Origin of the sequence: Microbispora catharanthi, assembly GCF_006334915.2 — a bacterium.
Lineage (GTDB): Bacteria > Actinomycetota > Actinomycetes > Streptosporangiales > Streptosporangiaceae > Microbispora > Microbispora catharanthi.
The window spans coordinates 100,613-127,200 of record NZ_VDMA02000024.1 but is presented as its reverse complement, the minus strand read 5'-3'; the positions used below and the strand labels follow the sequence as shown (position 1 = coordinate 127,200).

25 protein-coding genes are annotated in these 26,588 nt (G+C 72.0%); 12 read left to right on the top strand and 13 right to left on the bottom strand.

Features of this window, described 5'->3' with window-relative positions:
• Positions 1-680, top strand: a 680-nt coding sequence (locus FH610_RS44825; RefSeq protein WP_240809375.1) for an RICIN domain-containing protein, incomplete at its 5' end; no start/stop codon positions are given.
• Between the two features lie 148 nt (positions 681-828).
• Here the strand turns inward: FH610_RS44825 and FH610_RS34620 are convergent.
• The 3 genes from FH610_RS34620 to FH610_RS34610 form a co-directional block, all read right to left on the bottom strand.
• Complete coding sequence (locus FH610_RS34620; RefSeq protein ID WP_240809374.1) at positions 829-2,022, bottom strand: PP2C family protein-serine/threonine phosphatase; 1,194 nt, start codon at positions 2,020-2,022, stop codon at positions 829-831.
• 135 nt (positions 2,023-2,157) lie between these two features.
• Positions 2,158-2,829, bottom strand: a complete 672-nt coding sequence (locus FH610_RS34615) for a class I SAM-dependent methyltransferase (protein ID WP_139579455.1) — start codon at positions 2,827-2,829, stop codon at positions 2,158-2,160.
• A 59-nt stretch (positions 2,830-2,888) separates the two neighbouring features.
• Complete coding sequence (locus tag FH610_RS34610; RefSeq protein ID WP_139579454.1) at positions 2,889-3,587, bottom strand: methyltransferase domain-containing protein; 699 nt, start codon at positions 3,585-3,587, stop codon at positions 2,889-2,891.
• 182 nt (positions 3,588-3,769) lie between these two features.
• Here FH610_RS34610 and FH610_RS34605 point away from each other — a divergent pair, with 182 nt between their 5' ends.
• Entirely contained in the window at positions 3,770-3,970 is a 201-nt protein-coding gene (locus FH610_RS34605; RefSeq protein WP_139579453.1) for a hypothetical protein, read from the top strand.
• A gap of 63 nt (positions 3,971-4,033) precedes the next feature.
• On the opposite strand, the gene FH610_RS34600 is transcribed toward FH610_RS34605, so the two are convergent.
• The 3 genes from FH610_RS34600 to FH610_RS34590 all read right to left on the bottom strand — a co-directional run bounded on the left by FH610_RS34600 (position 4,034) and on the right by FH610_RS34590 (position 8,129).
• A complete protein-coding gene (locus FH610_RS34600; protein WP_139579452.1) occupies positions 4,034-6,529 on the bottom strand; it encodes a PEP/pyruvate-binding domain-containing protein in 2,496 nt (831 codons plus the stop codon).
• 1 nt (position 6,530) lies between these two features.
• A complete protein-coding gene (locus FH610_RS34595) occupies positions 6,531-7,247 on the bottom strand; it encodes a TetR/AcrR family transcriptional regulator (protein ID WP_139579451.1) in 717 nt (238 codons plus the stop codon).
• A 111-nt stretch (positions 7,248-7,358) separates the two neighbouring features.
• The gene (locus FH610_RS34590; RefSeq protein ID WP_139579450.1) at positions 7,359-8,129 is read right to left on the bottom strand and encodes a MerR family transcriptional regulator; all 771 of its coding nucleotides are present in this window, start codon (positions 8,127-8,129) and stop codon (positions 7,359-7,361) included.
• A gap of 55 nt (positions 8,130-8,184) precedes the next feature.
• Between FH610_RS34590 and FH610_RS34585 the strand changes: the two genes are divergently transcribed.
• A complete protein-coding gene (locus FH610_RS34585) occupies positions 8,185-9,831 on the top strand; it encodes an amidohydrolase family protein (RefSeq protein ID WP_139579449.1) in 1,647 nt (548 codons plus the stop codon).
• Between the two features lie 5 nt (positions 9,832-9,836).
• On the opposite strand, the gene glpK (FH610_RS34580) is transcribed toward FH610_RS34585, so the two are convergent.
• Both glpK (FH610_RS34580) and FH610_RS34575 read right to left on the bottom strand, forming a co-directional pair.
• A complete protein-coding gene (gene glpK / locus FH610_RS34580) occupies positions 9,837-11,348 on the bottom strand; it encodes a glycerol kinase GlpK (RefSeq protein WP_139579448.1) in 1,512 nt (503 codons plus the stop codon).
• A gap of 47 nt (positions 11,349-11,395) precedes the next feature.
• Positions 11,396-12,175, bottom strand: coding sequence for an IclR family transcriptional regulator (locus FH610_RS34575; RefSeq protein ID WP_139579447.1), 780 nt, complete (start codon positions 12,173-12,175; stop codon positions 11,396-11,398).
• A 288-nt stretch (positions 12,176-12,463) separates the two neighbouring features.
• On the opposite strand from FH610_RS34575, the gene FH610_RS34570 reads away from it, so the two are divergent.
• The 3 genes from FH610_RS34570 to FH610_RS34560 all read left to right on the top strand — a co-directional run bounded on the left by FH610_RS34570 (position 12,464) and on the right by FH610_RS34560 (position 16,651).
• A complete protein-coding gene (locus tag FH610_RS34570) occupies positions 12,464-13,300 on the top strand; it encodes an MIP/aquaporin family protein (protein WP_139579446.1) in 837 nt (278 codons plus the stop codon).
• Between the two features lie 69 nt (positions 13,301-13,369).
• Positions 13,370-14,887 (top strand): glycerol kinase GlpK, encoded by a 1,518-nt coding sequence (gene glpK, locus FH610_RS34565; protein WP_139579445.1) that lies wholly within the window; start codon positions 13,370-13,372, stop codon positions 14,885-14,887.
• Positions 14,888-14,920: 33 nt separating this feature from the next.
• Positions 14,921-16,651: a glycerol-3-phosphate dehydrogenase/oxidase gene (locus tag FH610_RS34560; protein WP_139579444.1), complete on the top strand. Its 1,731-nt coding sequence runs from the start codon at positions 14,921-14,923 to the stop codon at positions 16,649-16,651.
• Positions 16,652-16,712: 61 nt separating this feature from the next.
• On the opposite strand, the gene FH610_RS34555 is transcribed toward FH610_RS34560, so the two are convergent.
• The 3 genes from FH610_RS34555 to FH610_RS34545 form a co-directional block, all read right to left on the bottom strand.
• Positions 16,713-18,965 (bottom strand): MMPL family transporter, encoded by a 2,253-nt coding sequence (locus tag FH610_RS34555; protein ID WP_205826277.1) that lies wholly within the window; start codon positions 18,963-18,965, stop codon positions 16,713-16,715.
• Positions 18,966-19,151: 186 nt separating this feature from the next.
• Positions 19,152-19,421 carry a hypothetical protein gene (locus FH610_RS34550; protein ID WP_139579442.1) on the bottom strand — a complete coding sequence of 90 codons (270 nt, stop codon included), beginning with the start codon at positions 19,419-19,421 and terminating at the stop codon, positions 19,152-19,154.
• Entirely contained in the window at positions 19,418-19,771 is a 354-nt protein-coding gene (locus FH610_RS34545) for an ArsR/SmtB family transcription factor (protein ID WP_139579441.1), read from the bottom strand. Before FH610_RS34545 ends, FH610_RS34550 begins: the two co-directional genes overlap by 4 nt.
• A 339-nt stretch (positions 19,772-20,110) precedes the next feature.
• Between FH610_RS34545 and FH610_RS34540 the strand changes: the two genes are divergently transcribed.
• A complete protein-coding gene (locus FH610_RS34540) occupies positions 20,111-20,488 on the top strand; it encodes a hypothetical protein (protein WP_139579440.1) in 378 nt (125 codons plus the stop codon).
• Between the two features lie 62 nt (positions 20,489-20,550).
• Here FH610_RS34540 and FH610_RS34535 read toward each other — a convergent pair whose 3' ends face one another.
• The gene (locus tag FH610_RS34535; protein WP_139579439.1) at positions 20,551-21,225 is read right to left on the bottom strand and encodes an HAD hydrolase-like protein; all 675 of its coding nucleotides are present in this window, start codon (positions 21,223-21,225) and stop codon (positions 20,551-20,553) included.
• Positions 21,226-21,253: 28 nt separating this feature from the next.
• Entirely contained in the window at positions 21,254-22,396 is a 1,143-nt protein-coding gene (locus FH610_RS34530; protein ID WP_240809373.1) for an ROK family protein, read from the bottom strand.
• A gap of 104 nt (positions 22,397-22,500) precedes the next feature.
• Between FH610_RS34530 and FH610_RS34525 the strand changes: the two genes are divergently transcribed.
• Genes FH610_RS34525 through FH610_RS34505 form a run of 5 tightly spaced genes read left to right on the top strand, consistent with a single transcriptional unit; the run spans position 22,501 to position 26,583 of the window.
• Entirely contained in the window at positions 22,501-23,229 is a 729-nt protein-coding gene (locus FH610_RS34525) for an amino acid ABC transporter ATP-binding protein (protein WP_139579438.1), read from the top strand.
• A 22-nt stretch (positions 23,230-23,251) separates the two neighbouring features.
• Complete coding sequence (locus FH610_RS34520) at positions 23,252-24,175, top strand: glutamate ABC transporter substrate-binding protein (RefSeq protein ID WP_139579437.1); 924 nt, start codon at positions 23,252-23,254, stop codon at positions 24,173-24,175.
• A complete protein-coding gene (locus FH610_RS34515; RefSeq protein WP_139579436.1) occupies positions 24,175-24,819 on the top strand; it encodes an amino acid ABC transporter permease in 645 nt (214 codons plus the stop codon). The genes FH610_RS34520 and FH610_RS34515 overlap by 1 nt, the downstream gene beginning before the upstream one ends.
• Positions 24,816-25,646, top strand: coding sequence for an amino acid ABC transporter permease (locus FH610_RS34510; RefSeq protein ID WP_139579435.1), 831 nt, complete (start codon positions 24,816-24,818; stop codon positions 25,644-25,646). Before FH610_RS34515 ends, FH610_RS34510 begins: the two co-directional genes overlap by 4 nt.
• Positions 25,633-26,583 carry an asparaginase gene (locus tag FH610_RS34505; RefSeq protein WP_139579434.1) on the top strand — a complete coding sequence of 317 codons (951 nt, stop codon included), beginning with the start codon at positions 25,633-25,635 and terminating at the stop codon, positions 26,581-26,583. The genes FH610_RS34510 and FH610_RS34505 overlap by 14 nt, the downstream gene beginning before the upstream one ends.
• The last annotated feature ends 5 nt before the right edge of the window (positions 26,584-26,588 follow it).

The window sequence follows — 26,588 nt, the reverse complement described above, 5'->3', positions numbered from 1 at the left end:
CGAACTTCGGCGAGGAGATCAAGCAGTGGACCAACCTGAACGGGCTGAGCCAGACCCCCTCCTTCACCGACCACCCGCAGTCGTCGTGGACCCGCACCCGCTACGGCAACACCGGCACCCAGGCCACGGTCGAAGGCATCAGCATCTCCGGCGTCGGCCACCAACTGCCGATGAGCGGCCAGCTCGCCTACGCCATCTCCTTCCTCGGCCTCGACGGCACCACAACGACGTCCCCCTCACCCACCCCGTCGGCGACCCCATCGTCCACCCCCTCAGCGACCCCCACCTCCGGTGGCGGTAGCGGGCCGATCAAGGGGGCGGCCTCCGGCCGCTGCCTGGACGTGCCCGGCGCGAGCACCGCCGACGGCACCCAGGTGCAGCTGTGGGACTGCAACGGCCAGACCAACCAGACCTGGACCTCCACCTCCGCCGGCGAGATCCGGGTGTACGGCAACAAGTGCCTGGACGCGGCCGGCACCGGCAACGGCGCCAAGGTCCAGATCTACTCCTGCTGGGGCGGCGACAACCAGAAGTGGCGGGTGAACTCCGACGGCACCATCCAGGGCGTCCAGTCCGGGTTGTGCCTCGACGCCGCCGGAGCCGGCACCGGCAACGGCACCAAGATCCAGCTCTACAACTGCTGGGGCGGCACCAACCAGAAGTGGACCTGGACCAGATAGCCCCACTCGACACGCCTCCGGTGCGGCGCACCCCGCCGCGCCGGAGGTCTCCACCCAGTGGCCGGCGCACGCTGATCCCACGACGACGCACGCGCCCGCCCGTGATCATGCCGGGGTTCCGCTAAGGTCCGTGACGACCCCGGCGGGATCAGGGGCTGAGCTGCTCGTGGGCCGTGCCGTGCCACTCGACGAGCAGCACGCTGGCGTCGTCGTGCAGCCGGTTTTCGTGATATTCCATCACGGTCCGGATCAGGCGGCGCAGCGTCTCGGGCACCGGCAGCCCGGCGGCGTTCTGCCGGATCATGAACTCGACGAACCGGCCCAGCCCGAACTCGCCGCTGTCGGGGCTGCGCATCTCGGTGATGCCGTCGGTGTAGAGCAGGATCCGGTCGCCGGGCTCCAGCTGCTCCCGGCACAGCGTGACGGGCAGGCCGAGGTCGAGTCCCATCGGGTGGGCGGGCGGGCACTTCAGGGTGGAGATCCAGCGGCCCCGGCGGATCAGCACCGGCGCGTGGTGGCCGCGGTTGACCCAGGTGAACAGGCCGGTGCCGAGGTCGAGGTCGCCGATGATCGCCGTGACGAAGCGGTCGCCCCGGCCGAACTCGTCGATCAGCACGCGCTCGATCGCCTCGCTGTTGCGGGCCAGGCCCATGCCCTGCCGCCGGTGGTTGCGGCAGGCGGCGATCGCGAGGTTCGCGGTCAGCCCGGCCGCCACGTCGTGGCCCATCGCGTCGAAGATTCCCACGTGCGCGTGGGCGCCGGAGGTGGAGTAGTCGAAGGCGTCGCCGCCGATCTCGTACGCCGGCTCCAGCACCGCGCCGATCGTCACCGAGGGCGTCGCGAAGGTCAGCGGCGGCATCAGGTTCCACTGCATCTCGGCCGCCACGTTCATCGGGCGGCTCCGGACGAGGCGTGCGTGGCAGTCGCTGAACGAGCGCTTGCTGACGACGATGAGTGCGACGAGGGACGCGATGTGCCGCATGCGCTCCTCGACACCGTCGCCCTCCGACTCGGGGATCATGTGAAGCAGGCCGAGGCGCTCGGTGCCGTCCAGCAGGGGGACCCACCACTGGCCGGGGGAGTCGCCCTCCGGGCCTCCCCGTAGAACCCGGACCTCCTGCAGGGCGCGCCCGGCGAGCGTGGTGTCGATCTTCAGCTCCTCCGGCTGGGCGTCCTCCTCGCCGGGGCCGCACAACCGGCGCAACACGCTCTGCTGAAGGTCGGCCAGGTAGACGCCGATCTCCTCGAAGCCCGCCTCGCGTTTGTGGCGGTCGATCAGCGACGGGATGTCCTCGAACGCCACCAGGTGGCTGGCCTCCAGCATGTCCGTCAACGCGCGCAACAGCCCACGATCATGAGAAGGGGGGATGCCCTGCTCCATCTGCCCACCCCCGTGGTCCTCCATCACCTACCCACGATGCGCCACTACCCCGTGGTGCGAGCCCGAACGCCGTGACAATTTGGGGAACGAATTACCTCAGGTGCGGGCGAACTCGGCGACCCAGCGGCGCACCGGCGGGGTCTCGTCGTCGTACACGTCGCGCACGCGCACCGGGCGCAGCCCGCCGGTCGCGAACGCGTCGATCTCAGTGCGGGTGAGGGGCCAGGGCATCCGGCCCTCCGGGTCGCTCTCCTCCCGCGCGCGGGCGACCACCAGCAGCGTGCCGCCGGGCGCGACCAGCGAGCCGGCCGCGCGGACGGCCCGCTCGCGCAGGTCGCCGCGCAGCACCTGAACCGTGTAGATCTCCACCACCAGGTCGTACGCCTGCCGCCACTCCTCCGGCGGGGCGAGCAGGTCGGCGGCGACGTACCGGACGGAGGAACCGGGGAAGCGGCTCGCGGCGGCCCTGACGGCGGAGGGCGAGACGTCGAAGGCGGTCACCGCCCATCCCAGGCCGGCCAGGTATTCGGCGTCGTCGCCCATGCCGCACCCCACCACCAGCGCCGTGCGCCCCTCGCCGGCACGGCCGCCGGCCCACTCGACCAGGCGCGGGTTGGGCACGTGGTCCGCCCAGGGGACCAGGGCCTCGCCCCGCTCGGCCGCGGAGTACAGCGGCTCGAACCAGCCGAGCGGATCGCCGTTCTCCACGTGCGCCGCGGCCAGTCGCCGGACGTACTCGCGCTGCTCTTCCAAGGTCTCGCCGGTCATCGCTCTCCTTCGCCCCGAATCGGGTTCCAGCGGCAGCCTCTCACGAACCCGTCGGCCGCTCAGTCGAAGAATCGGGCCAGCCGCCGCTCGCAGGCGGGCTCCCGGCCGTCCTTCGCCGGAACGAGGTCCGCGAAGACCGTGGACTCGTCGCGCGTGACCAGCAGCGGATACCAGCACCGGCCCGCGTCGTCGGGCCGGCACAGGTGCTTGAACGTCTGCACGTCGATCAGCCGGACGTGTGTGGGGTCGGCCACCGCGTTGACGTGCCGCCACCAGGGCGCGAGGACGTGCAGCACGCCGCCCGGCCGCAGCACGCGGTGGCATTCGCGGAGCAGGGGCAGGTAGTCGGCCAGGTGCTCCAGCACATGCACCACGAAGATCTGGTCCACCGACTCGTCCGCCAGCGGCACCCCGTACGCCAGATCGGCCAGCACGTCGACCACCGGCCCGGGGCGCAGGTCGATGCCGATGTTGTCGCGGTGCTGCTTGGTGCCGCCGCAGCCGAGATCGACGACCCGGGGCGGGGCGCCGGCCACCCGCACCCGGTCCCACACCGCCAGCACCCCGGCCAGGCGGCCGAGACGCTCGCGCAGCACGGCGAGGTCGGCGGCGGCCGGCACGTCGCCCTCGGCGTGCGCCACCCCGCCGTCGAAGCGGACCCGCACGTCCAGGCCGCGCAGCCGGGGATCGTGCGCCAGGAGGTCGGCCGCCGCCTCCTCGAGGTCCCGGTCGACCAGGTCACGCCGACGCCTGTCCATGCCGTCCACTCCTCGCTCCGATCACCTGTCGTCTACCCCCGGGAGGCCGAAGCGTACGCATGACGGGTCTTTGCGAGGATGAATGAAGGCCATACGACGGGGGCAGGTGAGCGGTCATGCGTGATCCGCGGGCCGGGGGGACCGGCGGACAGCGGCGAGGACACGTGGGAGGAGACGCGGACGTGGTGGCGGACAGATCCGGAGCGCAGGATGCGAGGGGCACTTCACCCGAGCCGCTGACACCGGAACCGGACGACGAGGGCCTGGAGGCGATGATCGGCGGTGTGTCCGACATCGATACGCCGGCCGCCGAGACGCCGCCGGCGACCGGTGAGGAGTCGGCGATGCCCGAGCCCGAGCCCGATATCGGCCCGACCTCCTGAGCCGGCCCGACTCCTCGCGGATGAGACGGCCGCCCGGGCGGACCCGGTCGCAGGGCTCACGCGTCACGCGCCGAGCAGTTCCACCGTGCCGCGTGCGCCGTCCACTCTGATCCTGTCGCCGTCGCGCACTCGCATGGTGGCGTTGCCGGTGCCCACGACGGCGGGGATGCCCAGCTCGCGGGCCACGATGGAGGCGTGCGACAGCGGCGCCCCGACGTCGGTGACCACGGCCGCCGCGCGCGGGAACAGCGGCGTCCAGCCCACGTTGGTGAGCGTGGTGACCAGGATCTCGCCGGGCCGGAGCCGATCGCCGTCCTCGGGCCGGGCGATCACCCTGGCGACTCCCTCGACCACGCCGGGCGCGCCGGGGAAGCCGGTCACGGTGTCCGCAGCCGGGAGGGCGGCGCCGCGGGCGTCGTAGACGTCGGCGCGCCTGCCGGGGTCTGCCGCCCAGCGGACCGGGTCGAACCGGCCCACGATGAGCGTCGGGTACGGCGGGAGCGCCGCGTACATCTCGTAAGTCGCACGCCGGACGGGCACCCGCTCCAGCGGGGTGGCGTCGCCGTGGAGCACGGCGAGCAGCTCGTCCAGGTAGAGGTGGAACAGGTCGTCGCCGTGGCCGGTCAGCTCGCCGGCCCGCAGGACGAAGGCCCGCAGCACCCAGAACGCGCGGATGACCTCCGACCTGGTGGCCTCGCGGTCGCGCACCACCCCGGCCCAGCGCTCGACCCTGGCCCGCATCGCGGCCTCCTGGCGGGGGTGGCGCCGGGCGAACCGCGCCCACGCCTCCTCCCTGGCCTTGCGCTGCCGGGCCAGCAGGCCGTCCGCGTCGGCCCGCATGTCCCCCAGCGCCGCGAGCTGGGCGTCGATCCAGGCGGCATCCTCCCCGGGGCGCGGGACCGACACCTCGAACTCGTGCGGGCCGCGGTGGCCGTAGAGCCTGGCGAAGGTCTCCCTGGTGATCTCGCCCGTGGCCAGCCGGCTCAGTCCCGTGATCAGCCCGAGGCTGGCCAGCTCGCCCTCGCCGCTCGCACCCGTCAGCATGGCTTCCGCGTCGGTCTCGCCCACCATCTTGCGCAACCTGTCGCGGGTGAGGACGAGTGTGCTGCCACCCTGCCGACCCGCGGCCTCCAGCATGCGGCAGGCCGTGACGAAATGCGGCTCGACGGCCCGCGACCACAGGTCGGCCAGTTCCGGCGCCGACGAGGTGGACCGGATCGCCGCGCGCAGCTCCTCGCACCGCTCCAGCGAGGTGGCCAGGAAGTCGCGCATGCCCCTGAGGTTGACCCTGACCTTGCGCTGAATGCGGACGGCCATGGGCAGCACCGCCGTGATGATCCGCAGGCGCGACATCTGGAGCGACGGCACGTCCAGGCCCGGCGGCAGCCTGCCGAAGACCTGCTCGATCGCGCCGAGCCTGCTCCGCATGCCGAACGCTCGGGCGACGGAGACGGCGATGCTCAGGTTCATGTAGAGACGGCCGCCGATGTTGCCGACCAGGTCGAAACCGGGCAGCGCGGCCGCCGACATGGCCTCGTCGATGAACAGGCGGACGAACGACCAGGTGACGGGCGTCATGACGTCGGGGATGGCCTCGCCGAGGTTGCCGGACGTCCACAGATAGTCGCCCTTGAGGCTGTCGTTCCACTCCTCGACCTGCGGCGCGGAGCCGGTGATCGGGCGGGCCTGGACGACGGCGAACGCGCCGGCGCGCCGGACCCACTCCACGTCCATCGGCGTGCCGTACAGCGCCTGGAGGCGCGCGCCCAGCTCGGCGAGCGCCAGGGCCTGCGACCCGGTGAGGACGGGGGCCCGGCGCATGTCCTCGGGGACCGGCTCCTCGCGGGTGCCGCCCGGGATGCGGACGGTCATGACCGTCTTGTCGCCGGTCCGCTCCTCGACGACCGCGCCGCCGGTGACGACGATCGCGTCGGGAGTGACGTGGCCGCCGACCACGGCCTCGCCCAGGCCCCACGACGCGTTGATCACCGTTCTGTCCCGCGCGCCGGTGACGGGGTCGGCGGTGAACATGACGCCCGCCGCGTCGGCGTCCACCAGTTCCTGGACCACGACGGCCAAGGCGACGTCGTCGTGCGGCACGCCGTTCTGTTCGCGGTAGGCGATGGCGCGGGCGTTCCAGAGGGAGGCCCAGCACCGTTTCACCGCGTCCAGCAGCCCGTCGGCCGTGACGTTGAGGAAGGTGTCCTGCTGCCCGGCGAACGACATGCCGGGAAGGTCCTCCGCGGTGGCGGACGACCGTACGGCCACCGGGACGTCGTCGCCCAGCGCCGCGTGGGCGGCGCGGATCTCGGCGGCGATCGGGCCGGGAACCTCGCGCCCGGCGAACAGGGCCGCGATCCGCTCGGCGTCGCCCGCCGCGGCGGCGGCCAGTGTCTCCTCGCGGAAGTCCGCCACGAAGGCCCGGTATGCCTCGGTGGTGATGTGGAAGCCGCCGGGGACGGGCAGCCCCGCCCTTGCGAGGGCGGCCAGAGAGGCGCCCTTCCCGCCCACCGTGGCGAGGTCGGCGCCGGCATCGTCAAGGGGGATGACAGCCCTCATGTCACACGCTCCTAGAAGGGCTCAGGGAGTCCGCCAGCTTGCGCTGGGCGACGTCCGCGATCGTGTCGAGATAGTCGAGGGTGGCCCGCTCCACGGCGCGTACGGCGTCCTGTGGCAGCGCCCGTCCGGTGCCGATGGCGCGCTCGATCATGTCGGCGAGCAGCGCGGCGAGCCGATCCTCCGGCGGGGGCCCGCCGGGGAGCAGCCACGGCACGGTGAGGAACCCGTACATGATCGAGCCGATCACCAGGACGTGGTCGCCCGACAGGTCTCTGGCCGCGCCCGAGGCGGTCAACTCGGCGTAGTACGCGTCGAAGGCCTCGCCCAGGTTCATCGCGCCGGGGCCGTGCCGCTTCTCGCGGACGAGCTTGCCGAGCACCTCCGAGTCGCCGACCAGCGCCGCCTTGAGCAGCGGACGGCGCAGCAGGCCCGCGGCGATCCCGGCGAACAGCTCGCGCGGGGTGGTGGGACCGCTCCGCCGCATCTCCTCGAGCATCCACACGCGCTCCCGGCGCAGCAGCGCGGCGAAGAGCGCGTCGCGCGTCCTCCAGTGCAGGTAGATCGTGCCCTTGGCGACACCGGCCTGCCTGGCGACATCGTCGATCGTCGTCTTGTCGTAGCCCCAGCGGCCGATCAGCTCCGCGGCGGCGTCGAGGATGCGGTGCGCCCGCTCCACCTGACGCGCCGGATCCTGCGGGGGCCGTCCCACCCTGGTCATCCGCCCTTCTTTCATTGTTTGACCGGATAACACTATTTGGTCATAGAACTGAGCGCAAGAGCTCACGGGACTGCCGACGTCAGGGGATGGCCGGGCGCGCGGTGCCGATCCCTAGCTCGCGGTGTAGCCGAGCCGTCGGGTGGCGTAGGCGCGGATGGCGCTCGCCAGCCAGGGGGGAAGGAGCGGGTCGATCTCCTCGATCATGGCCCGCTGGCCGGGGTTGCCGGTCACGACGTCCGCGAGTGCGTGGTAGGCGGCCGCGTCGGCGGGCCACAGGAGCCGAATGCCCTGGTAGTGCTCGGTCATCAGGTCCAGGACCGCGACGCTGTCGGGGGCCAGGCCGCCCGAACGTGCTTCGGACAGCCGCCGGAGCAGCCGTCGGCCGTGCGCCGCCGCCTGCTCGTGCTCCTGGCGGGTCCACCGGCCGGTCACCGCGTCCGCCTCGGCGAAGTGCCCCGCGACGCGGGTTCCGTACCGGGCCTCCAGGTCCCGCCGGAGATCGCCGCGCCGTGCCGCGAGGCCGGTGAAGAACTCCTCCTCGCTGAGGTGCGCCTGACCGCTGAGGTCGGCGATGGTGCGGTCGAGGGTCCGGATGATCTCGTCGAGGCGCTCGCGGTGGGCGACGAGATCGTCGCGGTGCCGTCGCAACGCGGCGACGTCGTCCCCGTCGCCGGCGAGGAGCCGGGTGATCTGGGCGAGCGGCACGCCCAGCTCCCGCAGGAACAGGATCCGCTGCAGGCGCAGCAGTTCCCGGCGCCCGTACCAGCGGTAGCCGTTGCCGGCGGTGCGGGCGGGGCGTAGCAGCCCGATGTCGTCGTAGTGCCTGAGCGTGCGAGGGGTGAGGCCGGACATGCGGGCCACCTCGCTGATGGAGTGCTCCACGCCCGAACCCTAATCGCTGGACCTTCTCGTTACGTCAACTTCTACCGTCGGCGGCATGAGCACGCATCAGCCCTTCACCATCGCCGGTGTCCGCGTCTTCAGCGGCGGAGGCCTGATCCCCGGTGTGACGCATGTCCGTGTCCGCGACGGCCGTATCGCCGCTGTCGGGAACGAGTCCGTGACACGGCCGGGCGACGCGGTCGTCGACGGCTCCGGCGGGACCCTCCTGCCCGGCCTCGTCGACGCGCACGTCCACCTGCTCCCGGGGTGCACGCAGTTGGCGGCCGTATTCGGTGTGACGACGGTCATCGACATGTTCAGCAAGTCCGAGACCATCGATCCCGAGCGTGCCGCGGTCGCCGCCTCGGAACGCGGCCGGGGACCCGTCCTCGCCGACATGCGCACATCGAGCGTGGGCGCGACCGCTCCGGGCGGGCACCCGACGATCGCGTACGCGCCCTTTCCCTACGTCACCGGGCCGCTGGACGCGGCGTCCTTCGTCGCCGGCAGGGTCGCCGAGGGGGCGACGCACATCAAGGTGATCTACGATGACGGCTCGGGCGCGATGCTCGACATTCCCGCGCTCGACGTCCGGACGATCGAGGCACTCGTGGCCGCCGCCCACAAGCGCGGACTGCCGGTGGTGGCGCACGCCTCGTCGGCGGCAGGGGCCGTGACCGTGGCCCGGTGCGGCGTCGACGTCCTGGCTCATGCGCCCTTCGACCGCATGACGGACCGCCAGATCGGCGACGTGGCCCGGTGCGGCGTGGCCGTCATCGCGACGCTGAGCATCATCGACGGCTTTCCGGATGAGGACGGTGTCATGCCACTGCTCGCGCAGCCGCACCTCGCGGGGCGGCTGAGCGCCCGGTGGCGGCGGGTCGTCGAACGTCAGGCCAGGCGGTGGATGCCGCCCGAGCCGCCGGACGGCGCCGCCCAGCGGTACAACGCCGTGGCGTTCCTGGAGTCGGGCCTGCGCGTGCTCGCCGGCACCGACGTGCCCAACCCCGGGCTGGTGTTCGGCGCCAGCCTGCACCGGGAACTGCAGCATCTGGTCGGCGCCGGGTTCACCCCGGGCGAGGCGCTGGCCGCCGCGACGGCGGCGCCCGCCGAGGTCTTCGGCATGGCCGATCGCGGTGAGATCGCCGAAGGGCGCCGGGCCGACCTCGTCCTCGTCGGCGGCGACCCGACGGCCGACATCACGGCGACCCAGCTGATCCGGGACGTGTGGGTGCTCGGCCGGCGTGTCGATCCTCGCGCCTACGCCGGCGGTGAGGCCGAGCGCGAGGGCGTGCGCTGGCAGCGGGATTCGGCCGAGAAAATCGTCAAGGCGATCGGGGAGAGCTGGCCTGCCTTCCCCGCGCCGCACGAGGTGCGGCGCGACGACGGGGAACTGCTGGGCCGGGTGGTGCCGACGGCCGGCGGCTGGCAGGCGGTGACGATCTTCGGTGTGCCGCTCGGCGGCGCGGGCGACCAGGGCGACGCCGTCCGTACCCTGCACGCCCGGGGGCTCGCCTGTCTGTCGGAGCCCTGGTGGGCCCGCGTCGGTGACGGCCCCGCCTGGCGGGAGGCCAGGATCGTCGAGGCCGCCCCAGGCCGTGTCCGGCTGCGCTGGAGCGACCCGATGGCCGATCAGCCGCCGTCCGGTGAGTGGTTCGGCCTCGACGACCTGGACCTGTCGCTGGACCGGCCCGCCGGCTGACGGCGTCAGCCGGCGGCGGGCTTGATCCAGTCGAGGGCGCGCTCGACCGCCCGCCGCCAGTTGTCGTACTCGTCCTCGCGCCGTTTCGGGTCCATCGCCGGCGTCCACTGCGCGGCGCGGTGCCAGTTGCGCCGCAGGCCCTCCAGGTCGGGCCAGTAGCCGACGGCGAGCCCGGCGGCGTACGCCGCGCCGAGGGAGACGGTCTCCGCGACCATGGGCCGGACCACCGGCACGTCCAGCACGTCGGCGATGAACTGCATGAGCAGGTTGTCGGACGTCATGCCGCCGTCGACCTTGAGCGTGGTGAGCGCGATGCCCGCGTCGGCGTTCATGGCGTCGACCACCTCGCGGGTCTGCCAGCCCGTGGCCTCCAGCACGGCGCGGGCGAGGTGGCCCTTGGTGATGTACGAGGTGAGCCCGACGATGACCCCGCGCGCTTCGCTGCGCCAGTGGGGCGCGAACAGCCCCGAGAACGCCGGGACGATGTAGCAGCCGCCGTTGTCGTCGACCGTGCGGGCCAGGGTCTCGATCTCCGGGGCGGTGCTGATGATCCCGAGCCGGTCCCTGAACCACTGCACGAGCGCGCCGGTGATCGCGATGGAGCCCTCCAGGGCGTACACCGCGGGCTGGTCGCCGATCTGGTAGCCGACCGTGGTGAGCAGGCCGTGGGTGGAGGCGACCGGCTCGGTGCCGGTGTTGAGCAGCAGGAAGGCGCCCGTGCCGTAGGTGCACTTGGCCTCGCCGCGGTGGAAGCAGGTCTGCCCGAACAGCGCGGCCTGCTGGTCGCCGAGCGCCGCGGAGATCCGCACGCCGGGCAGCACCCGCCGGGCCACGCCGTACGTCTCGCTGGACGGGCGGATCTCAGGCAGCATCGCGCGGGGGATGCCGAAGAAGCCGAGCAGGACCGGGTCCCAGTCGAGGTCGCGCAGGTTCATCAGCAGCGTTCGGCTGGCGTTGGTCACGTCGGTGACGTGGACGCCGCCGTCCGGGCCGCCGGTGAGGTTCCAGATGAGCCAGCTCTCCATCGTGCCGAACAGGACCTCGCCGCGCTCGGCGCGCTCGCGCAGCCCGTCGGTGTCGTCCAGCAGCCAGCGGACGGTGGGGGCGGAGAAGTACGTGGCCAGGGGCAGGCCGCAGCGCTCGCGCACCACGTGCGCGTCGGGGCGCCGGGACAGCTCGTCGACCAGGGTGTCGGTCCGGGTGTCCTGCCAGACGACGGCGGGGGTGACCGGGACGCCCGTGCGCCGGTCCCACAGCACCGTCGTCTCCCGCTGGTTGGCGATGCCGACGGCGGCGACCTCGCTGGGCCCGATGCCCGCGTGGGCGAGCGCCTCCGGGCCGATCCGCTCCAGGTTGCGCCAGATCTCGACGGCGTCGTGCTCCACCCACCCGGGACGCGGGAAGTGCTGCTTGTGCTCCCGCTGCGTCACCGAGACCAGCCGGCCGCGCTGGTCGAACAGGATGCACCGGGTCGAGGTGGTGCCTTGGTCGATGGACATCACATAACGCTGGGTCACGGCGGCCTACCTTCGGGCGGCGGATGCGGTGTGGGGGGTGGGGAGGGTCACCAGCGGGAGGCGCCGAGGTCGCGGGAGACGGCCCGCGCCGCGTCGCGCACATAGCCCACCAGGTCGGGACGGGGACGACCGCCGGAGTCGCAGATCCGCTCGGTGGCGCCGGAGATGCCCATCGCGCCCACCACGAGTCCCCCGTACCCCCGGATGGGGGCGGCCACCCCCGCCTCGCCCATGCCGGCCTCGTCGACGTCCGACGCCCAGCCGTGCTCGCGCACGGTCGCGAGCATCCGCGACATCTCCCTGCGCGTCCGCACCGTGCGGCGGGTGAACTGCTCCAGTTCCCCGTCCTGTACGGCGTCCTGTTGTGCGGCGGCCGCGTTGGCGTCGTAGGCGAGCAGCACCTTGCCGATCGCCGTTGCGTGCATGGGCAGGAGCATGCCGACGTCGAGCGTCTGCAGGCTGTCGTCGGGCCGGAAGACGTGGTGGACGACCAGGACCTTGCCCTGGAGGTGGGTGCCGATCCGCACCGCCTCGCCGCTGCGCGCGGCCAGGGCGTCGGCCCAGTTGATCGCCCGCGAGCGGAGCTCGTTCACGTCGAGGTAGCTGGTGCCCAGGTGCAGCAGCGCCGCGCCGAGCTGGTACTTGCCCGTCGCCTCGTCCTGCTCGACGAAGCCGACGAGCTGGAGGGTGCGCAGGATGCCGTGCGCCGTGCCGCGGGCCAGCCCCAGGGAGTTCGCGATCTCGGTGAGGCCGAGCCGCCCCGATCCCTGGGCGAGCAGCCGCAGGATCGCGGCGGCGCGCTCGATGGACTGGACCGGACCTGGCACGCCCCGGATCCTAGCCAGCTCGGACGGTGTTCGACAATGCCGACACCTGGTCGGGCGTGGCGCGCTGAGCTGCTGAAAGATCTTTTGTAGTCGGATGGGTTTGCGCGAAATGTGATTGTTCGCGTCATACCCGGGGAGCGTAGTACGACGGTCGGAATGTGACCAGTGTTCGACAATGCCGACGATCATTCGTTGACGCTCCCTTGGGCGCCGTTTAACGTCCGGACGACCGGCAGTGCTCACAGCGAGCACTTCGGGATGTGACGGGCGTGGTCAAGGAGGAGACACATGGCGGAAGGGCGAAACGACCGGCGGCTACTCAATCCGTTCGCGGGTGAGCTCGCGGCCGAGTTCGCGGGCACGGCGATCCTCATCCTGTTCGGCGTCGGCGTCGTCGCGCAGGTGGTGGCGGGCGGCATCGGCGACCACGACAGCATCGCGTGGGCGTGGGGCCTGGGGGTGACCCTCGGCGTCTACACGGCCGCGCGCCTCAGCGGCGCCCACCTCAACCCGGCCGTCACGGTCGCCCTCGCCGTCTTCAAGGGCTTCTCCTGGCGGAAGGTCCTGCCGTACGCGCTGGCGCAGACCGCGGGCGCCTTCGTGGCGGCGCTGCTCGTGCGGTGGAACTACGCCGAGGTCCTGGCCAAGGTGGACCCCGGGCACACGATCAAGACGCAGGGGGTCTTCTCCACCCTCCCCGGCAACGGCACGCTGCCGGTCACCCAGTGGGGAGCGCTGCGCGACCAGATCATCGGCACGGCGATCCTGCTGTTCCTGATCCTCGCGATCTCCGACGAGCGCAACTCGGCGCCGCTCGCCAACCTCGCGCCGGTCATCGTCGGCCTGCTCGTGGTCGCGATCGGCATGGCGTGGGGGACCGACGCCGGCTACGCCATCAACCCCGCCCGCGACTTCGGCCCGCGCCTTGCCTCGTTCTTCACGGGGTACGGCTCGGCGTTCCGCGACCAGTACGGTGGGCTCTACTTCTGGGTGCCGATCATCGGCCCGCTGGTCGGCGGCGTCATCGGCGCCGGGCTCTACCAGCTCCTGGTCGCCCGCTTCCTGCCGCGTACCGACGCGCCCGAGCCCGGCCGCACGCCGGAGCCCGCCGCGCAGGCCGGCTGATCACCCCCGGGCCGAGACCAGCAACGCCCGGCTCACACGAGCTCACACGAGACGAGAGGCGCAACGAGAATGGCAGACTACGTCGGCGCGGTCGACCAGGGGACGACCAGCACCCGCTTCATGATCTTCGATCATGGAGGCAACGAGGTCGCCCGCCACCAGCTGGAACACCAGCAGATCCTGCCGCAGGCGGGCTGGGTCGAGCACAACCCGACCGAGATCTGGGAGCGCACCCGGGCGGTCGTCGAGACCGCGATGCGAACCGCGGGCCTGCAGGCCTCCGATCTCGCGGCGCTCGGCATCACCAACCAGCGTGAGACCGCCGTCGTCTGGGACCGGCGCACCGGCCGCCCCTACTACAACGCCATCGTCTGGCAGGACACCCGCACCGACCGCATCGCCTCGGCACTGGAGCGGGAGGGCAAGGGCGAGGTGATCCGGCGCAAGGCCGGCCTGCCGCCCGCCACCTACTTCTCCGGCGGCAAGATCCAGTGGATCCTGGAGAACGTCCCCGGCGTCCGCGAGGCCGCCGAGCGCGGTGACGCGATCTTCGGCAACACCGACACCTGGCTGCTGTGGAACCTGACGGGCGGCGTCGACGGCGGCGTCCACGTCACCGACCCCACCAACGCCAGCCGCACCATGCTGATGAACCTGGAGACGCTCGACTGGGACGACGAGCTGCTGTCGTTCTTCGGCGTCCCCCGCCAGATGCTTCCCGAGATCCGGCCCTCCTCCAATCCCGACCTGTACGGCGTGACCCGCGCCGGCGGCCCGCTCGGCGGCGAGGTCCCCCTCGCGGGCGACCTCGGCGACCAGCAGGCCGCGACCGTCGGCCAGGTCTGCTTCGAGCCCGGCGCGGCCAAGAACACCTACGGCACCGGCAACTTCCTGCTGCTCAACACCGGCACCGAGCTCGTGCGCTCCCAGCACGGCCTGCTCACCACGGTCTGCTACCAGTTCGGCTCGGCCAAGCCCGTGTACGCCCTGGAGGGGTCGATCGCGGTCACCGGCTCGGCCGTGCAGTGGCTGCGCGACCAGCTCGGCATCATCTCCGGGGCGTCGCAGAGCGAGGCGCTCGCCCGGCAGGTCGAGGACAACGGCGGCGTCTACTTCGTGCCGGCGTTCTCCGGCCTGTTCGCGCCCTACTGGCGGTCCGACGCCCGCGGCGCCATCGTCGGCCTGTCCCGCTACAACACCAACGCCCACCTGGCCCGCGCCACGCTCGAGTCGATCTGCTACCAGACCAAGGACGTGGTCGGCGCGATGGAGCAGGACTCCGGCGTCGTCCTCGACGTGCTGCGGGTGGACGGCGGCGTGACGGCCAACGAGCTGTGCATGCAGATGCAGGCCGACATCCTCGGCGTCCCGGTGTCGCGTCCGGTGGTGGCCGAGACCACCGCGCTCGGCGCCGCGTACGCCGCCGGGCTCGCCGTCGGATTCTGGAAGTCCACCGACGACCTCAAGCGGAACTGGCACGAGGACCGCCGCTGGGAGCCCACCTGGAGCGACGAGCAGCGCGAGCGCGGCTACGCCGGATGGCGCAAGGCCGTCCAGCGGACGCTCGACTGGGTCGACGTCGACTGAGCCGGCTGACAAAAAGAGGGAGTCAACACCGATATGTCTGTACCCATGGGTCCCCGCGCCCGGGAGGCGGCGCTGCGGAGGCTGGCCGAGGACGAGTTCGACGTCCTGGTCGTCGGCGGCGGGGTGGTCGGCGCCGGGGTCGCGCTCGACGCGGTCTCGCGCGGTCTGTCCGTCGCGCTGGTGGAGGCCCGTGACCTCGCGGCCGGCACCTCGAGCCGGTCGAGCAAGCTGATCCACGGCGGGCTGCGCTACCTGGAGCAGCTCGACTTCCGGCTGGTGCGGGAGGCGCTCAGGGAACGGGGCCTGCTGGTGACCCGGCTGGCCCCGCACCTGGTGCGTCCGGTGCCGTTCCTGTTCCCGCTGCGTCACCGCGTGTGGGAGCGCGGCTACGTCGGCGCGGGCGTGCTGCTCTACGACACGCTCGGCGGCGCCCGCGCGCTGCCGCGGCATCGCCAGCTCAGCCACAGCCGGGCCCTGCGCGAGGCGCCCGGCCTGCGCAGCGACGCGCTCGTGGGGGCGATCCAGTACTACGACGCCCAGGTCGACGACGCCCGCTTCACGATGACGGTGGCCCGCACGGCCATGCAGTACGGCGCGTGCGTCACCACCCGCACGAAGGTCACCGGGTTCCTGCGCGACGAGTTGCCGGACAGAGGGGCGCGGGTCACCGGCGCGGTGGTGCGCGACCTGGAGGGCGGCGCCGAGCTGCGCGTGAGGGCCCGCCAGGTGATCAACGCCACGGGCGTGTGGACCGACGAGATCCAGCGGCTCGCGGGGGCGTCGCCGGGCTCGCGGGGGTCGGTGACCGTCCAGGCGTCCAAGGGCGTGCACCTCGTCGTGCCCAGGGAGAAGATCCGCCTCGACACCGGGCTGATCCTGCGCACCGAGAAGAGCGTGCTGTTCGTCATCCCCTGGGGTCCGCACTGGATCGTCGGCACCACCGACACCCCCTGGGACCTGGACAAGGTCGAGCCGGCCCCCACCCGGGCCGACATCGACTACATCCTGGAGCACGTCAACGCCGTGCTGCGGACGCCGCTCACCCGCGACGACATCGAGGGCGTCTACGCGGGCCTGCGCCCGCTGCTGGGCGGGTCGGCATCGGGGTCGGAGACCGTCAAGCTGTCCAGGGAGCACGCGGTCATCCGGCCCGAGCCCGGCCTGGTCATCGTCGCGGGCGGCAAGTACACCACCTACCGCGTGATGGCCAAGGACGCCGTCGACGTCGCGGTGGCCGGTCTCGGCCAGAACGTGCCCGCGTCGGTCACCGACCGCGTCCCCGTCCTCGGGGCCGCGGGGTTCGAGGCGCTGCGCAACAACAGGCGTCGCCTCGCCGGGCGCGCGGGGCTGCCCGTCGCGCGCGTCGAGCACCTGCTCGGCCGATACGGCTCCTGCGTCGAGGAGGTGCTCGCGCTGATCGAGGCCGATCCCGTCCTGGGCGAGCCGATCCCCGGTGCGGAGGGCTATCTCAAGGCCGAGGCCGTGTACGCGGTCACGCACGAGGGAGCGCTGCACCTGGAGGACGTCCTGGTCCGCCGCACCCGGGTCTTCATCGAGGAGCGGGACCACGGGCTCGCGGCGGCCCCCGAGGTCGCCGCGCTGATCGCGCCCGCCCTCGGCTGGGACGACGACCGGGTGCGCGCGGAGATCGACGCCTACCGCTCCGGCGTGGAGGCCGACCTCGCCGCGCAGCGTGAGATCGACGACGCCGCCGCCAACGCCGTACGGCTCACGGCAGCCGCCCCGGCGCGGCACGTGGCGTAGCGAGAGGACGTGGGGTGCGCCGGCACGGCGGACCGGCGCACCCCACGGATGAGCGTCCGGCTCAGCGCGCTGGTTCCGGCGCGGCCGGCTGGGGAACGTGATCGTGATCGGGGCCTGCCGGCGTGGATGCTCCCGGGAGCCACCGCAACGAGCGCGGCAGTCCCCACGTGCGGGCTCCCAGCAGCGTCATGGCGGCGGGGAGGAGAATCCCGCGCACGATCGTGGCGTCGATGACGACGGCGACGGCCATGCCGACACCGAGCATCTTGTACTCGATGGCGCTGAGGGTGATGAAGACGGTGAAGACGACGGTCATGATGACCGCGGCGCTGGTGACGACGCCCGCGCTGCCGGCGATACCGTCGGTGATCGCGTCACGAGGGTCGGCTGTCGCGGCCCAGCGTTCGCGGATCCGGCTGAGGATGAAGATGTGGTAGTCCATGCTCAGGCCGAACAGCATGACGAACATGAACAACGGCAGCCAGCCGACCACTCCGCCGTACGAGGTGAAACCGAGCAGGGAGGAGAGGTGTCCGTCCTGGAACACCCAGGTCAGCACGCCGTAGGCGGCGCCGATCGACAACAGGTTCAGCGCGATCGATACGGCCGGAACGGCCAGGGACCGGAAGGCGATCACGAGCAGGACGAACGCCAGGATGAGCACGAAGGCGAACACGAACGGGGTCCGGCTGTCCACAAGGGTGGTGAAGTCGTAGGCGACGGCCGTTCGTCCGCTGACCGCGTAGCCGATTCCGCCGACCTTGCCGAGAGTGGCGGGCAGGACGTCGTCTCGTAGCGTCCGCAGGGCCCGGTTGGAGGTGGCGTCGGTGCCCGACCCCGGCAGCGGCACCCGGACCACGAGCACTCGGTCGACCTTGACCACCGCGAGGAGCCCGGCCGGCACGCCGCCGCCGGTGATGTGCCGGCGCAGGTCGTCGAGAGCGCTTCGCACCGCGGGGCTGTCGACGTCATCGCCTCTGGTGTTCCAGACCACGACCCGCGCCGGGCCGGCCGCGCCGGGGAACGCCTGCTGCATCCGGATCGCCGCGTCGACCGTGGGGACACTGCGCGGCAGGCTGTCGGTGACGGCGGCGTCCTGCAACCGCATGCCGAACGCGGGTAAGGCCACGACGACGAGGACCAGCGCTGCCGTCCCACCCCACAGCCGGGGACGCCGCACGACGGCGTGCGCGACCGCGGACCACAGACGGGACTCGACCGCCGCGGTGCGGCGCCGGCTCAGCCACGGGATGCGGCCGCTGTCGACCCGGCGGCCGAGCAGGGCCAGCAGCGCCGGCAGTACGGTCACCGACCCGATCATCGCCAGACCGACCACGAGTACGGCACCGACCGTCAGTCCCCGGAAGTTGTCCAGCCCGGTGAACAGCAGACCGGCCAGGCACAGCATCACGGTCAGGCCGGAGACGACCACCGCGTGCCCGGAGGTCCGGGCCGTGATCTCCAGCGCCCGGACGATGTCGCGTCCCGCCGCGCGTTCCTCCCGGGCCCGGCGCAGATAGAACAGGGAGTAGTCGATGCCCACCGCCACGCCGATGAGCAGCACCATGGACGAGGTGGCGCTGTTGATCGGCACCCAGTGGGCGACGATCTGAAGCAGCCCGAACGTGCCCGCTACGGTGCTGAGCGCGAGCAGCAGCGGGATCCCGGCGGCGACCAGCGAGCCGAACACCACCAGGAGAATCACCACGGTCAGCGGCAGCGAGATGAACTCGGAGCGTTTGAAGTCGTTCTGGATGCCCTGGTCCACCGCGACCGCCAGGCTCCGGTCGCCCGCCTGCGCCACCCTGACCTGCGGATGGCGGTGTGCCACCGCCTCGACCGCCTGGACGGCGGCGTCGTAGCTGGGTTTCACCTCGTCGAGGACCCCGGCGATCTGGAAGGTGACGAGGCCGGACCGGCCGTCCTTCGAGATCAGCGGCTGCCCGCCGGGCTCCAGGGGCGAGCGGACGCCGGTGACCGCGCCTGTGCGCCGCAGCGAGACGACGAGGTCCTCTGCCGCCGCACGCAGCCGCGGATCGTCGTTGATCCGCCGGCCCTGCGGCTCACGGGACTGGATCAGCACGCTTTCCACGACCGGCACATAGCCGTCCTGTTGCCGCAGCACCTGCTGCGCGCGACCCGACTCGCCCGGATCGGTGGAGTGTGCCTGCTCTCCCGGCAGCAGCGCGCTGGACAGCACGGCCACCGCTACCAGCGCGAACCAGCCGGCGATGGCCGATATCCGGTGCCGTACCGACCAGCCGGCGGCCCGCTCGATCACCGGCCGCCTGGCCCGGCTGTCCAGATCGTCCAAGGACCGTGACCCCGGCGGGCGGGTGGCACTATCCCGGTGACCACCGGGTGATTTGCCTGTGCGCAGCATGAAATGCTGTCCTTTCCGGAGGAGCATTGCGAGTCAGAACTCGCCCCGCGGGCGAGGTGGTGCTTCTTCTTCACCTGGGCCGTCGAGTTGCCGCTCGGCGGCCCAGGACCTATCCGGCTATTCGACCTGCTCGAGGATCCGTTCGATCGAGGCCAGCCGGGTCTGCATCTGCCCGAAGCGCTCGCCGAGCTCGGCTAACCGGCGCTCGGTGGCCTCCTGTGCCTGTGCCGCGCCTTCGGCGAGCCTGCGGTACTCGGCCTCGCGGGCCAAGGTCACCTTCGCCCGCCAGGTCGCGGCCAGTTGCACGACCGTCACCGAGATCACCGTGGTGATCAGGGCGAACAGGCCGACGGCGCCGACGACTTCCGTCCAATCATGTCCGCTCATGAACGCGAACCCTCCTCACCGTCTCGTTCCACCGCATGCGGGATGGTCAGCGTCTGCGCGGCGGCGGCGATCGCCTCCGGCGTGAGCGTGAACACGAACCGATTGACCTCGTAGAACTTCATCGCCTTGCCGTCCTCGGACAGCTCCAGGTGTGCCGACACCAGACCGGCCGCCTCCAACTTCCGTAGATGGACCTGCAGCAGCGCCCGGCTGATGCCCAGCTCGCGCGCCAGCCGGCTCACGTAGTTGCGCTCACGCACCAGCACCGCGACGACCCGCAGCCGGTGCGGGTTGGCCAACGTGGCCAGCACCCGCACCAGTTCGTCCCCGGTCGGAGCAGCCTCGCTCATAACCGAACCCTGCACATGCAAAGAGAAGTTAGCACGTGCCGATTGTGGAGTGAAAGATCAAGATCGGCCGCGGATGCCTTCCCTTCGGCCATCGCCTGCCTGAGCCGGCCGGTCGCGACGGCGAGGTGGAGCGCTTCCTTCGCCGGGATGCCGGTGGACGGCGCACCGACCCGCGCCGGCCAGTGGCTCCCAGGCGCCTTCGTGAGCCGTGGCCCGGTTCGCCGGAGTCGGCCGAGGCGCCGGACCGCTGTTTCACGTTCTTGCCGACATGGACGACATGGCCGACATGCGACCCCTATGCTCGGGATACAACGACACAGCGGACAAGGAGCGGGTGGCGTGCCCGAAGTCGTCCTATGGATCGCGACCGCGGTGAGCATCGGAATCTTCATTCTCAGATTCTCGCTGCTGATGCCGACGAAGAAATTCCGGTGGCGAATCCCGTTGGCGGCGCTGATGGGTGTTCTGTTCGTTCTCGTGACCGCGATGGTCGGGGCTTGGCCGATGCGGGAGGCTCTCGGTTACCTGTCTGCCGGATTCATCGCTGTTTCCCTCGCTTCCGTGGGACAGGGTGCCGGCATAAGACGATGGGCGTGGACGGCGCACGAAAAAGGTGAGCCGGAGACGCTTCAGCCCGGCCAGTTGATGTTCGCAGTGAAAATACTGATGATCCTCGGCGTCATGCTGTACCTGAAAACCGTACTCGTATCAGGCTGAAGTCCGGCCGAGAACCGACGCGATTTTCCGCAATGCCGGGACGTTGTCTCGCGGAACGTGTGCTACGACGTCTCGCTCGCCGGAGGGGCGCCCGCCGTCGTCTGTGTGAGCACCTCGAGGAGGCGCTCGGGCGTGTCCACCACGGCGATGAGGCCGGGATCGGCGAACTCGGCCGCCTCGCCGAACCCCCACGTCACGGCGATGCTCCGCACACGGCAGGCGGCCGCGCCGGCGACGTCCTCACTGCGGTCGCCGACCATGACGGCCGCCTCGGGCGGGGCGCCGAGCACGTCGAGCGCGTGCCGGACGACGTCCGCCTTGTGCCGCCGTGACCCGTCGAGCGTCGCCCCGGCCACGTACGCGAAGAAGCCGTCGAGCCCGAAGTGCACCAGGATCTTCTCCGCGTAGACGGCCGGTTTCGACGTCGCCACCGCCAGGGTCCAGCCGTCGGCGACGAGAGCCGCCAGCACGGCGGGGATTCCCGCGATGACCTCGTTCTCGTACATCCCGTCGGTGTAGCGGTCGCGGTACGCCTGGACCGCCTCATCGAGACGCTCCCGCGGCACGCCGAGGAGGAGGAAGGCGTCCTGAAGGGGAGGACCGATCAGGGCGCGGAGCCGTCCGTGCTCCACCTCCGGCATCCCGACCGCGGAAAGGGCGTGCCGCAGCGAGGCGACGATGCCGGTCTCGGGGTCGGTCAGCGTGCCATCGAGGTCGAAGAGGCAGTATCGGGTCACGTACGGGCTGTCCGTTCAGGGTCGGTGTTCAGGCGAGCACGGCGTCGAGCAGCAGGGAACCGGCGCCGAGCAGGGCGGCGTCGGGTCCCGACCGGGTGGTGGAGATCTCCAGGTCGCGGGTGGCCAGCGGCAGGCACCGCTCGTACACCGCCGCGCGGATCGACGCGATCAACGGCTCGGCCGGCGACAGGCTGCCCCCGACCACGATCGCGTCGGGATTGATGAAGTTCACCAGCACGGTCAGCACCTCGCCGATGAGCCGGCCGGCGTTGCGGACGAGGGCGGTGGCCTCGGGCACCCCGTCCTCGACCAGCGCGACGACGTCGGCCGGCCGCCGCACCTCGATGCCCTGCTCGTTGAGGACGCTCATCAGGGCCGCGCCGCTGGCGTAGGCCTCCAGGCAGTCGTCGTGCCCGCAGGAGCAGGTGACCGAGGAGTCGCTCCTGACCCGCACGTGGCTGATGTCCCCGGCCGCGCCCCGTCCCCGGTGGAGCGCGCCGTTCACCATCACGCCGCAGCCGATGCCGCTGCCGGCCTTGAGCACCATCAGCGTCTCGCACTTCGGCCACGACCTGGCCTCACCGGCCGCCATGAGGTTGGCGTCGTTCTCCACCAGCACCGGCAGGTCGAAGTGCGCGCCGAGGCGCTCCGCGACGGGGAAGTTGTTCCAGCCGGGCATGCGCGAGGGCGCGACGACCCGGCCGGTCGCCGGGTCCACAGGACCGGGGATGCCCGTGCCGACCCCGCGCAGCGGGACCCCGGGCGGGCCGTGCGCGGCCATCAGGTCCTCGAACGCGGCGGACATCCAGTCGATGGTCGCCTCGGGGCCGTCCGCGATCTCGCAGGGGCGCTCCTCGACCACCAGCGGGGTGCCGCTGAGGTCGAGGAGGCCGAGGCGCGCGTGGTGGGCGCCCAGGTCGGCGACCGCGAGCAGTCCCGCGCTGGGGCTGAGCCGCAGCCGGCGGGGTCGCCGGCCGCCGCGGGAGGTGCCCGCGCCCTCCTCCACCAGCAGCCCGCTGCCGATCAGCTCTTCGACGCGCAGCGAGACGCTGGAGGCCGCCAGGCCGGACAGGCGGGCGAGTTCCGCCCGCGACTCGGCGTGGCCGGCGGCGACGAGGCGCAGGAGGTCGCCCTGCGCCCCCCGCACCGGCAACCTCTCTTTGCCTGGCATGGAGGAAGGAATACCACGACTTGACTTTATGCGCCAACGCGTTGACTTCGCCCAGAATCATCCATTACGGTCCGCCATATCTTCGATTTCGAAGGAAGATGGCGATGATTCGGGTACGAGGCCTCAACAAGTGGTTCGGTGAGCACCACGTGCTGCACGACGTCGACCTCGACGTGGCGCGCGGCGAGGTCGTGGTGGTGATCGGCCCCTCCGGGTCCGGCAAGTCGACGCTGTGCCGGTGCCTCAACCGGCTGGAGGCGGCGGACTCGGGCGAGATCCTCGTCGACGGGGTGCCCGTGCCCGCGGAGGGCCGCGCGCTGGCCCGGCTGCGGGCCGACGTGGGGATGGTCTTCCAGAACTTCAACCTCTTCCAGCACAAGACCGTGCTGGAGAACGTGATGCTCGCGCCGACGAAGGTGCGCGGCGTGAGCCGCGCCGAGGCCGAGCGGACCGCCCACGAGCTGCTGGCCCGGGTCGGCATCGCCGAGCAGGCCGGCAAGCAGCCCGCGCGGCTGTCGGGCGGCCAGCAGCAGCGCGCCGCCATCGCCCGCGCGCTCGCCATGCGGCCCAAGGTCATGCTCTTCGACGAGCCCACCTCGGCGCTCGACCCGGAGATGGTCGGCGAGGTCCTCGACGTGATGACGGGCCTGGCCGCCGACGGCATGACCATGGTCGTCGTCACCCACGAGATGGGGTTCGCGCGCCGCGCGGCCGACCGCGTGGTGTTCATGGACGGCGGCCGGATCGTCGAGACGGGGGAGCCGAACGCCTTCTTCGACTCCCCCCGGACCGATCGGGCCAGGGACTTCCTGGCCAAGGTACTCACGCACTGATCGCAAAGGATGGTGGACCCCGATGGTGTCCATTAAGCGGGTGGCCGCTGTCGCCGCGGTGGCGATGGCCGGCCTGACGGCCTGTGCCGGGACGGACTCGGCCGGCTCGGCCGTGCCGGGCGCGAGCGAGGGCGGCGGCGGTGGCGTGCTCGCCAAGGCCCCGGTGGCCGCCGCCGCGGACATCCTGCCCGGCTCGACGATGGAGAAGATCAAGCAGCGCGGCGAGCTGATCGTCGGCGGCTCCCTCGACGCGCCGCTGCTGTCCCAGCAGAACCCTGCCACCGGCGAGGTGGAGGGCTTCGACGCCGACCTCGGCAAGGCGCTGGCCAAGTACATCATCGGGCAGCCGAAGGTGAAGATCGTCAACTCGGCGTCCGAGACCCGGGAGGCGCTGCTGAGCAACGGCACCGTCGACGTGGTCTTCCAGACCTACACGATCACCCCCGAGCGGGCCGAGCAGGTCGCCTTCGCCGGGCCGTACTACTCCTCGGGCCTGTCCATCGCCGTCAAGAAGGGCACGACGGGGATCTCCTCGCCGCAGGACCTGAACGGCAAGACCGTCATCGCCGGGGCCAACACCCCCGCCATTCCCGCGATCAAGAAGCTCGCGCCGCAGGCGAAGATCATCACCTTCGGCGGCGACCCCGAGTGCGTCCAGGCGCTCAAGCAGGACCGCGGCGTCGCCTACGTGCAGGACGAGACGCTGCTGGTCGCCGACGCCAAGAAGGACCCCGAACTGCAGGTCGTGACCAAGCCGTTCACCCAGGACCCGTACGGCATCGGCCTCAAGCACGGCGACGACCAGTTCAAGTCGTTCGTCAACGACTGGCTGAAGAAGATCCAGGCGAACGGGGTCTGGCAGGACATCTGGAAGAACTCCCTCGGCACGGTCGTGCAGGGCGAGGCCCCCACGCCGCCCGAGATCGGGTCGGTGCCGGGTTCCTGATGTCGGCGCTGCTTGATCACCTGCCCGAGTTCTGGCAGGGGCTGGTCGTGACCCTCCAGATGACCGCGGCGTCGTTCGTCGGCGCCGCGGCCGTGGGGCTCGTGATCGTGGCGATGCGGGTCGGGCCGGTCCCGGTCCTGCGCGCGGTCGCGACCGTCTACGTCGAGACCCTGCAGAACCTCCCGCTGCTCGTGCTGCTCGTGCTCGCGGTCTTCGGCCTGCCCGAGATCGGGCTCAAGGCCGGCCTGACCACCACGGCCATCGTGGTGATCGCGCTGTACGAGGGCGCCTACATCGCCGAGGCCCTCCGCTCGGGCGTCAACGCGATCTCCGCCGGTCAGGGCGAGGCGGCCCGCGCCCTGGGGCTGACGTTCGGCCAGTCGCTGCGCCACGTCGTGCTGCCCCAGGCGCTGCGGACCGTCGTCCAGCCGATCGGCAACATCTTCATCGCGCTCACGATGAACACCTCGCTCGCGGCGGCCGTGGGCGTGGTCGAGCTGACCGCCGCCGCCAACCGGGTGAACCTGTTGGAGGCGCAGCCCATCCCGATCTTCGTGGGGGCGGGCCTGGCGTACGCGGCGGTCGCCGCCTGCGCCGGGTTCGTGACGGGGCGGCTCGAACGGCGGCTGGCGGTGGCGCGGTGAGCAACCTGCTGTTCGACGAGCCGGGCCCGCGCGCCCGCCGCCGCATCCGCCTCGCCACCGTCGCGGGCGTGCTGGTGCTGCTCGCCCTGCTGGCCCTGGCCGTGCGCCAGTTCGCCGCCAACGGGCAGCTCGCCGCCGAGCGCTGGCAGCCGTACGCGACCTGGCCGATGTGGCGCTACCTGCTCGGCGGGCTGTGGTCCACGGCGCTGGCCGCCGTCGTGTCCGCCACGCTCGCGATGGCGGCAGGGCTCGCCCTCGCGCTCGGACGGCTGTCGCGGCGCCGCGCGGTCCGCCTGCCGTCCGCCGCGTACGTCGAGGCCGTGCGCACGATCCCGGCGCTGCTGCTGGTCTACCTCGTGCTGTTCGCGCTGCCGAGGTACGGTCTGGACCTGCCGCTGTTCTGGAAGCTCGTGGTGCCGCTGGCCGTGTCCAACGCGGCGGCGTTCGCCGAGATCTTCCGCGCCGGGATCATGTCCGTGGAGCGGGGGCAGGGGGAGGCCGCCCTGGCCCTCGGGCTCACCCAGGGGCAGTCGATGCGGCTGGTCGTGCTGCCGCAGGCGGCCCGCCGGGTGCTGCCCTCGATCGTCAGCCAGTCGGTCGGCCTGCTGAAGGACACCTCGCTCGGTTTCGTCGTCAGCTACGCCGAGCTGCTCTACAGCGGCAAGGTCCTGGCCAACTACAACGGCCTGCTCATCCAGACGTACATCGTCGTCGCGCTGGTCTACCTCGTGGTCAACGCGTCGCTGTCCGCGCTCGCCCGTTCCCTCGACCGCTCCGTGGCGGGCAGGGGCGGGCCGCGCAGGAGGATCATCCGTGTCCCTCGCTGAATACGCCCCGCTCGCGGAGGTCGTGCGGTCCGGCTTCGTGGAGAGCGTCCACTTCGGCAGCGCGGTCGCGCTCTCGTCGGGCGGTGAGGTCGCCGTCGCGCGCGGCCCGGTGGACGCGCCGGTGCTGCCGCGCTCGTCGGCCAAGCCGTTCCAGGCCCTCGCCTGCCTGCTCGCCGGGGCCCACCTGCAGGGCCCCGCGCTCGCGATCGCCGCGGGCAGCCACACGGGGGAGGACTTCCACGTGCGGCTCGTGGCCGGGATGCTCGGCGAGGCCGGGCTCGGCTTCGGCGACCTGCGCTGCCCGCCCGACTGGCCGGAGGACGAGGCCGCCCGGCAGGCCCTGGTGCGGGCGGGCCTCGGGCCGTCGCGGGAGCGGATGAACTGCTCGGGCAAGCACGCCGCGATGCTCGCCGCCGCCGTGGCCGCCGGCGCGCCCACCGCCACCTACCTCGATCCCGGCCACTTCGTGCAGGAGCGGGTCAGGTCGGTGGTGGAGGAGCTGTCGGGGGAGAAGGCCGCCCACGTCGCCGTCGACGGCTGCGGCGCCCCGCTGTTCGGGATCTCGCTGACGGGCCTGGCCCGCGCCGTACGCGCCATGGTCGTGTCCGCGCCGGGGACGCCGCCGCGCGCGGTCGCCGACGCCATGCGGGCGCATCCGGAGTACGTCGGCGGGACCGGCCACGTGAACACCCGCCTGATGCGGGCGCTGCCCGGCGCCGTGGTGAAGGGCGGCGCCGAGGGAGTGCTGGTCGTGGCGCTCGCCTCCGGGCACGCGGCGGCCGTCAAGGCGATCGACGGCGGCCCCCGGGCCACGACGGCGATCGCGCTCGCGGCGCTGCGGGCCGCGGGCGCGGACGTCTCGGCGGCGGCCGAGTTCGCGACCGTTCCGGTGCTGGGCGGGGGAGTCCCGGTCGGCGAGATTCACGCGGCGTTCTGATGGGG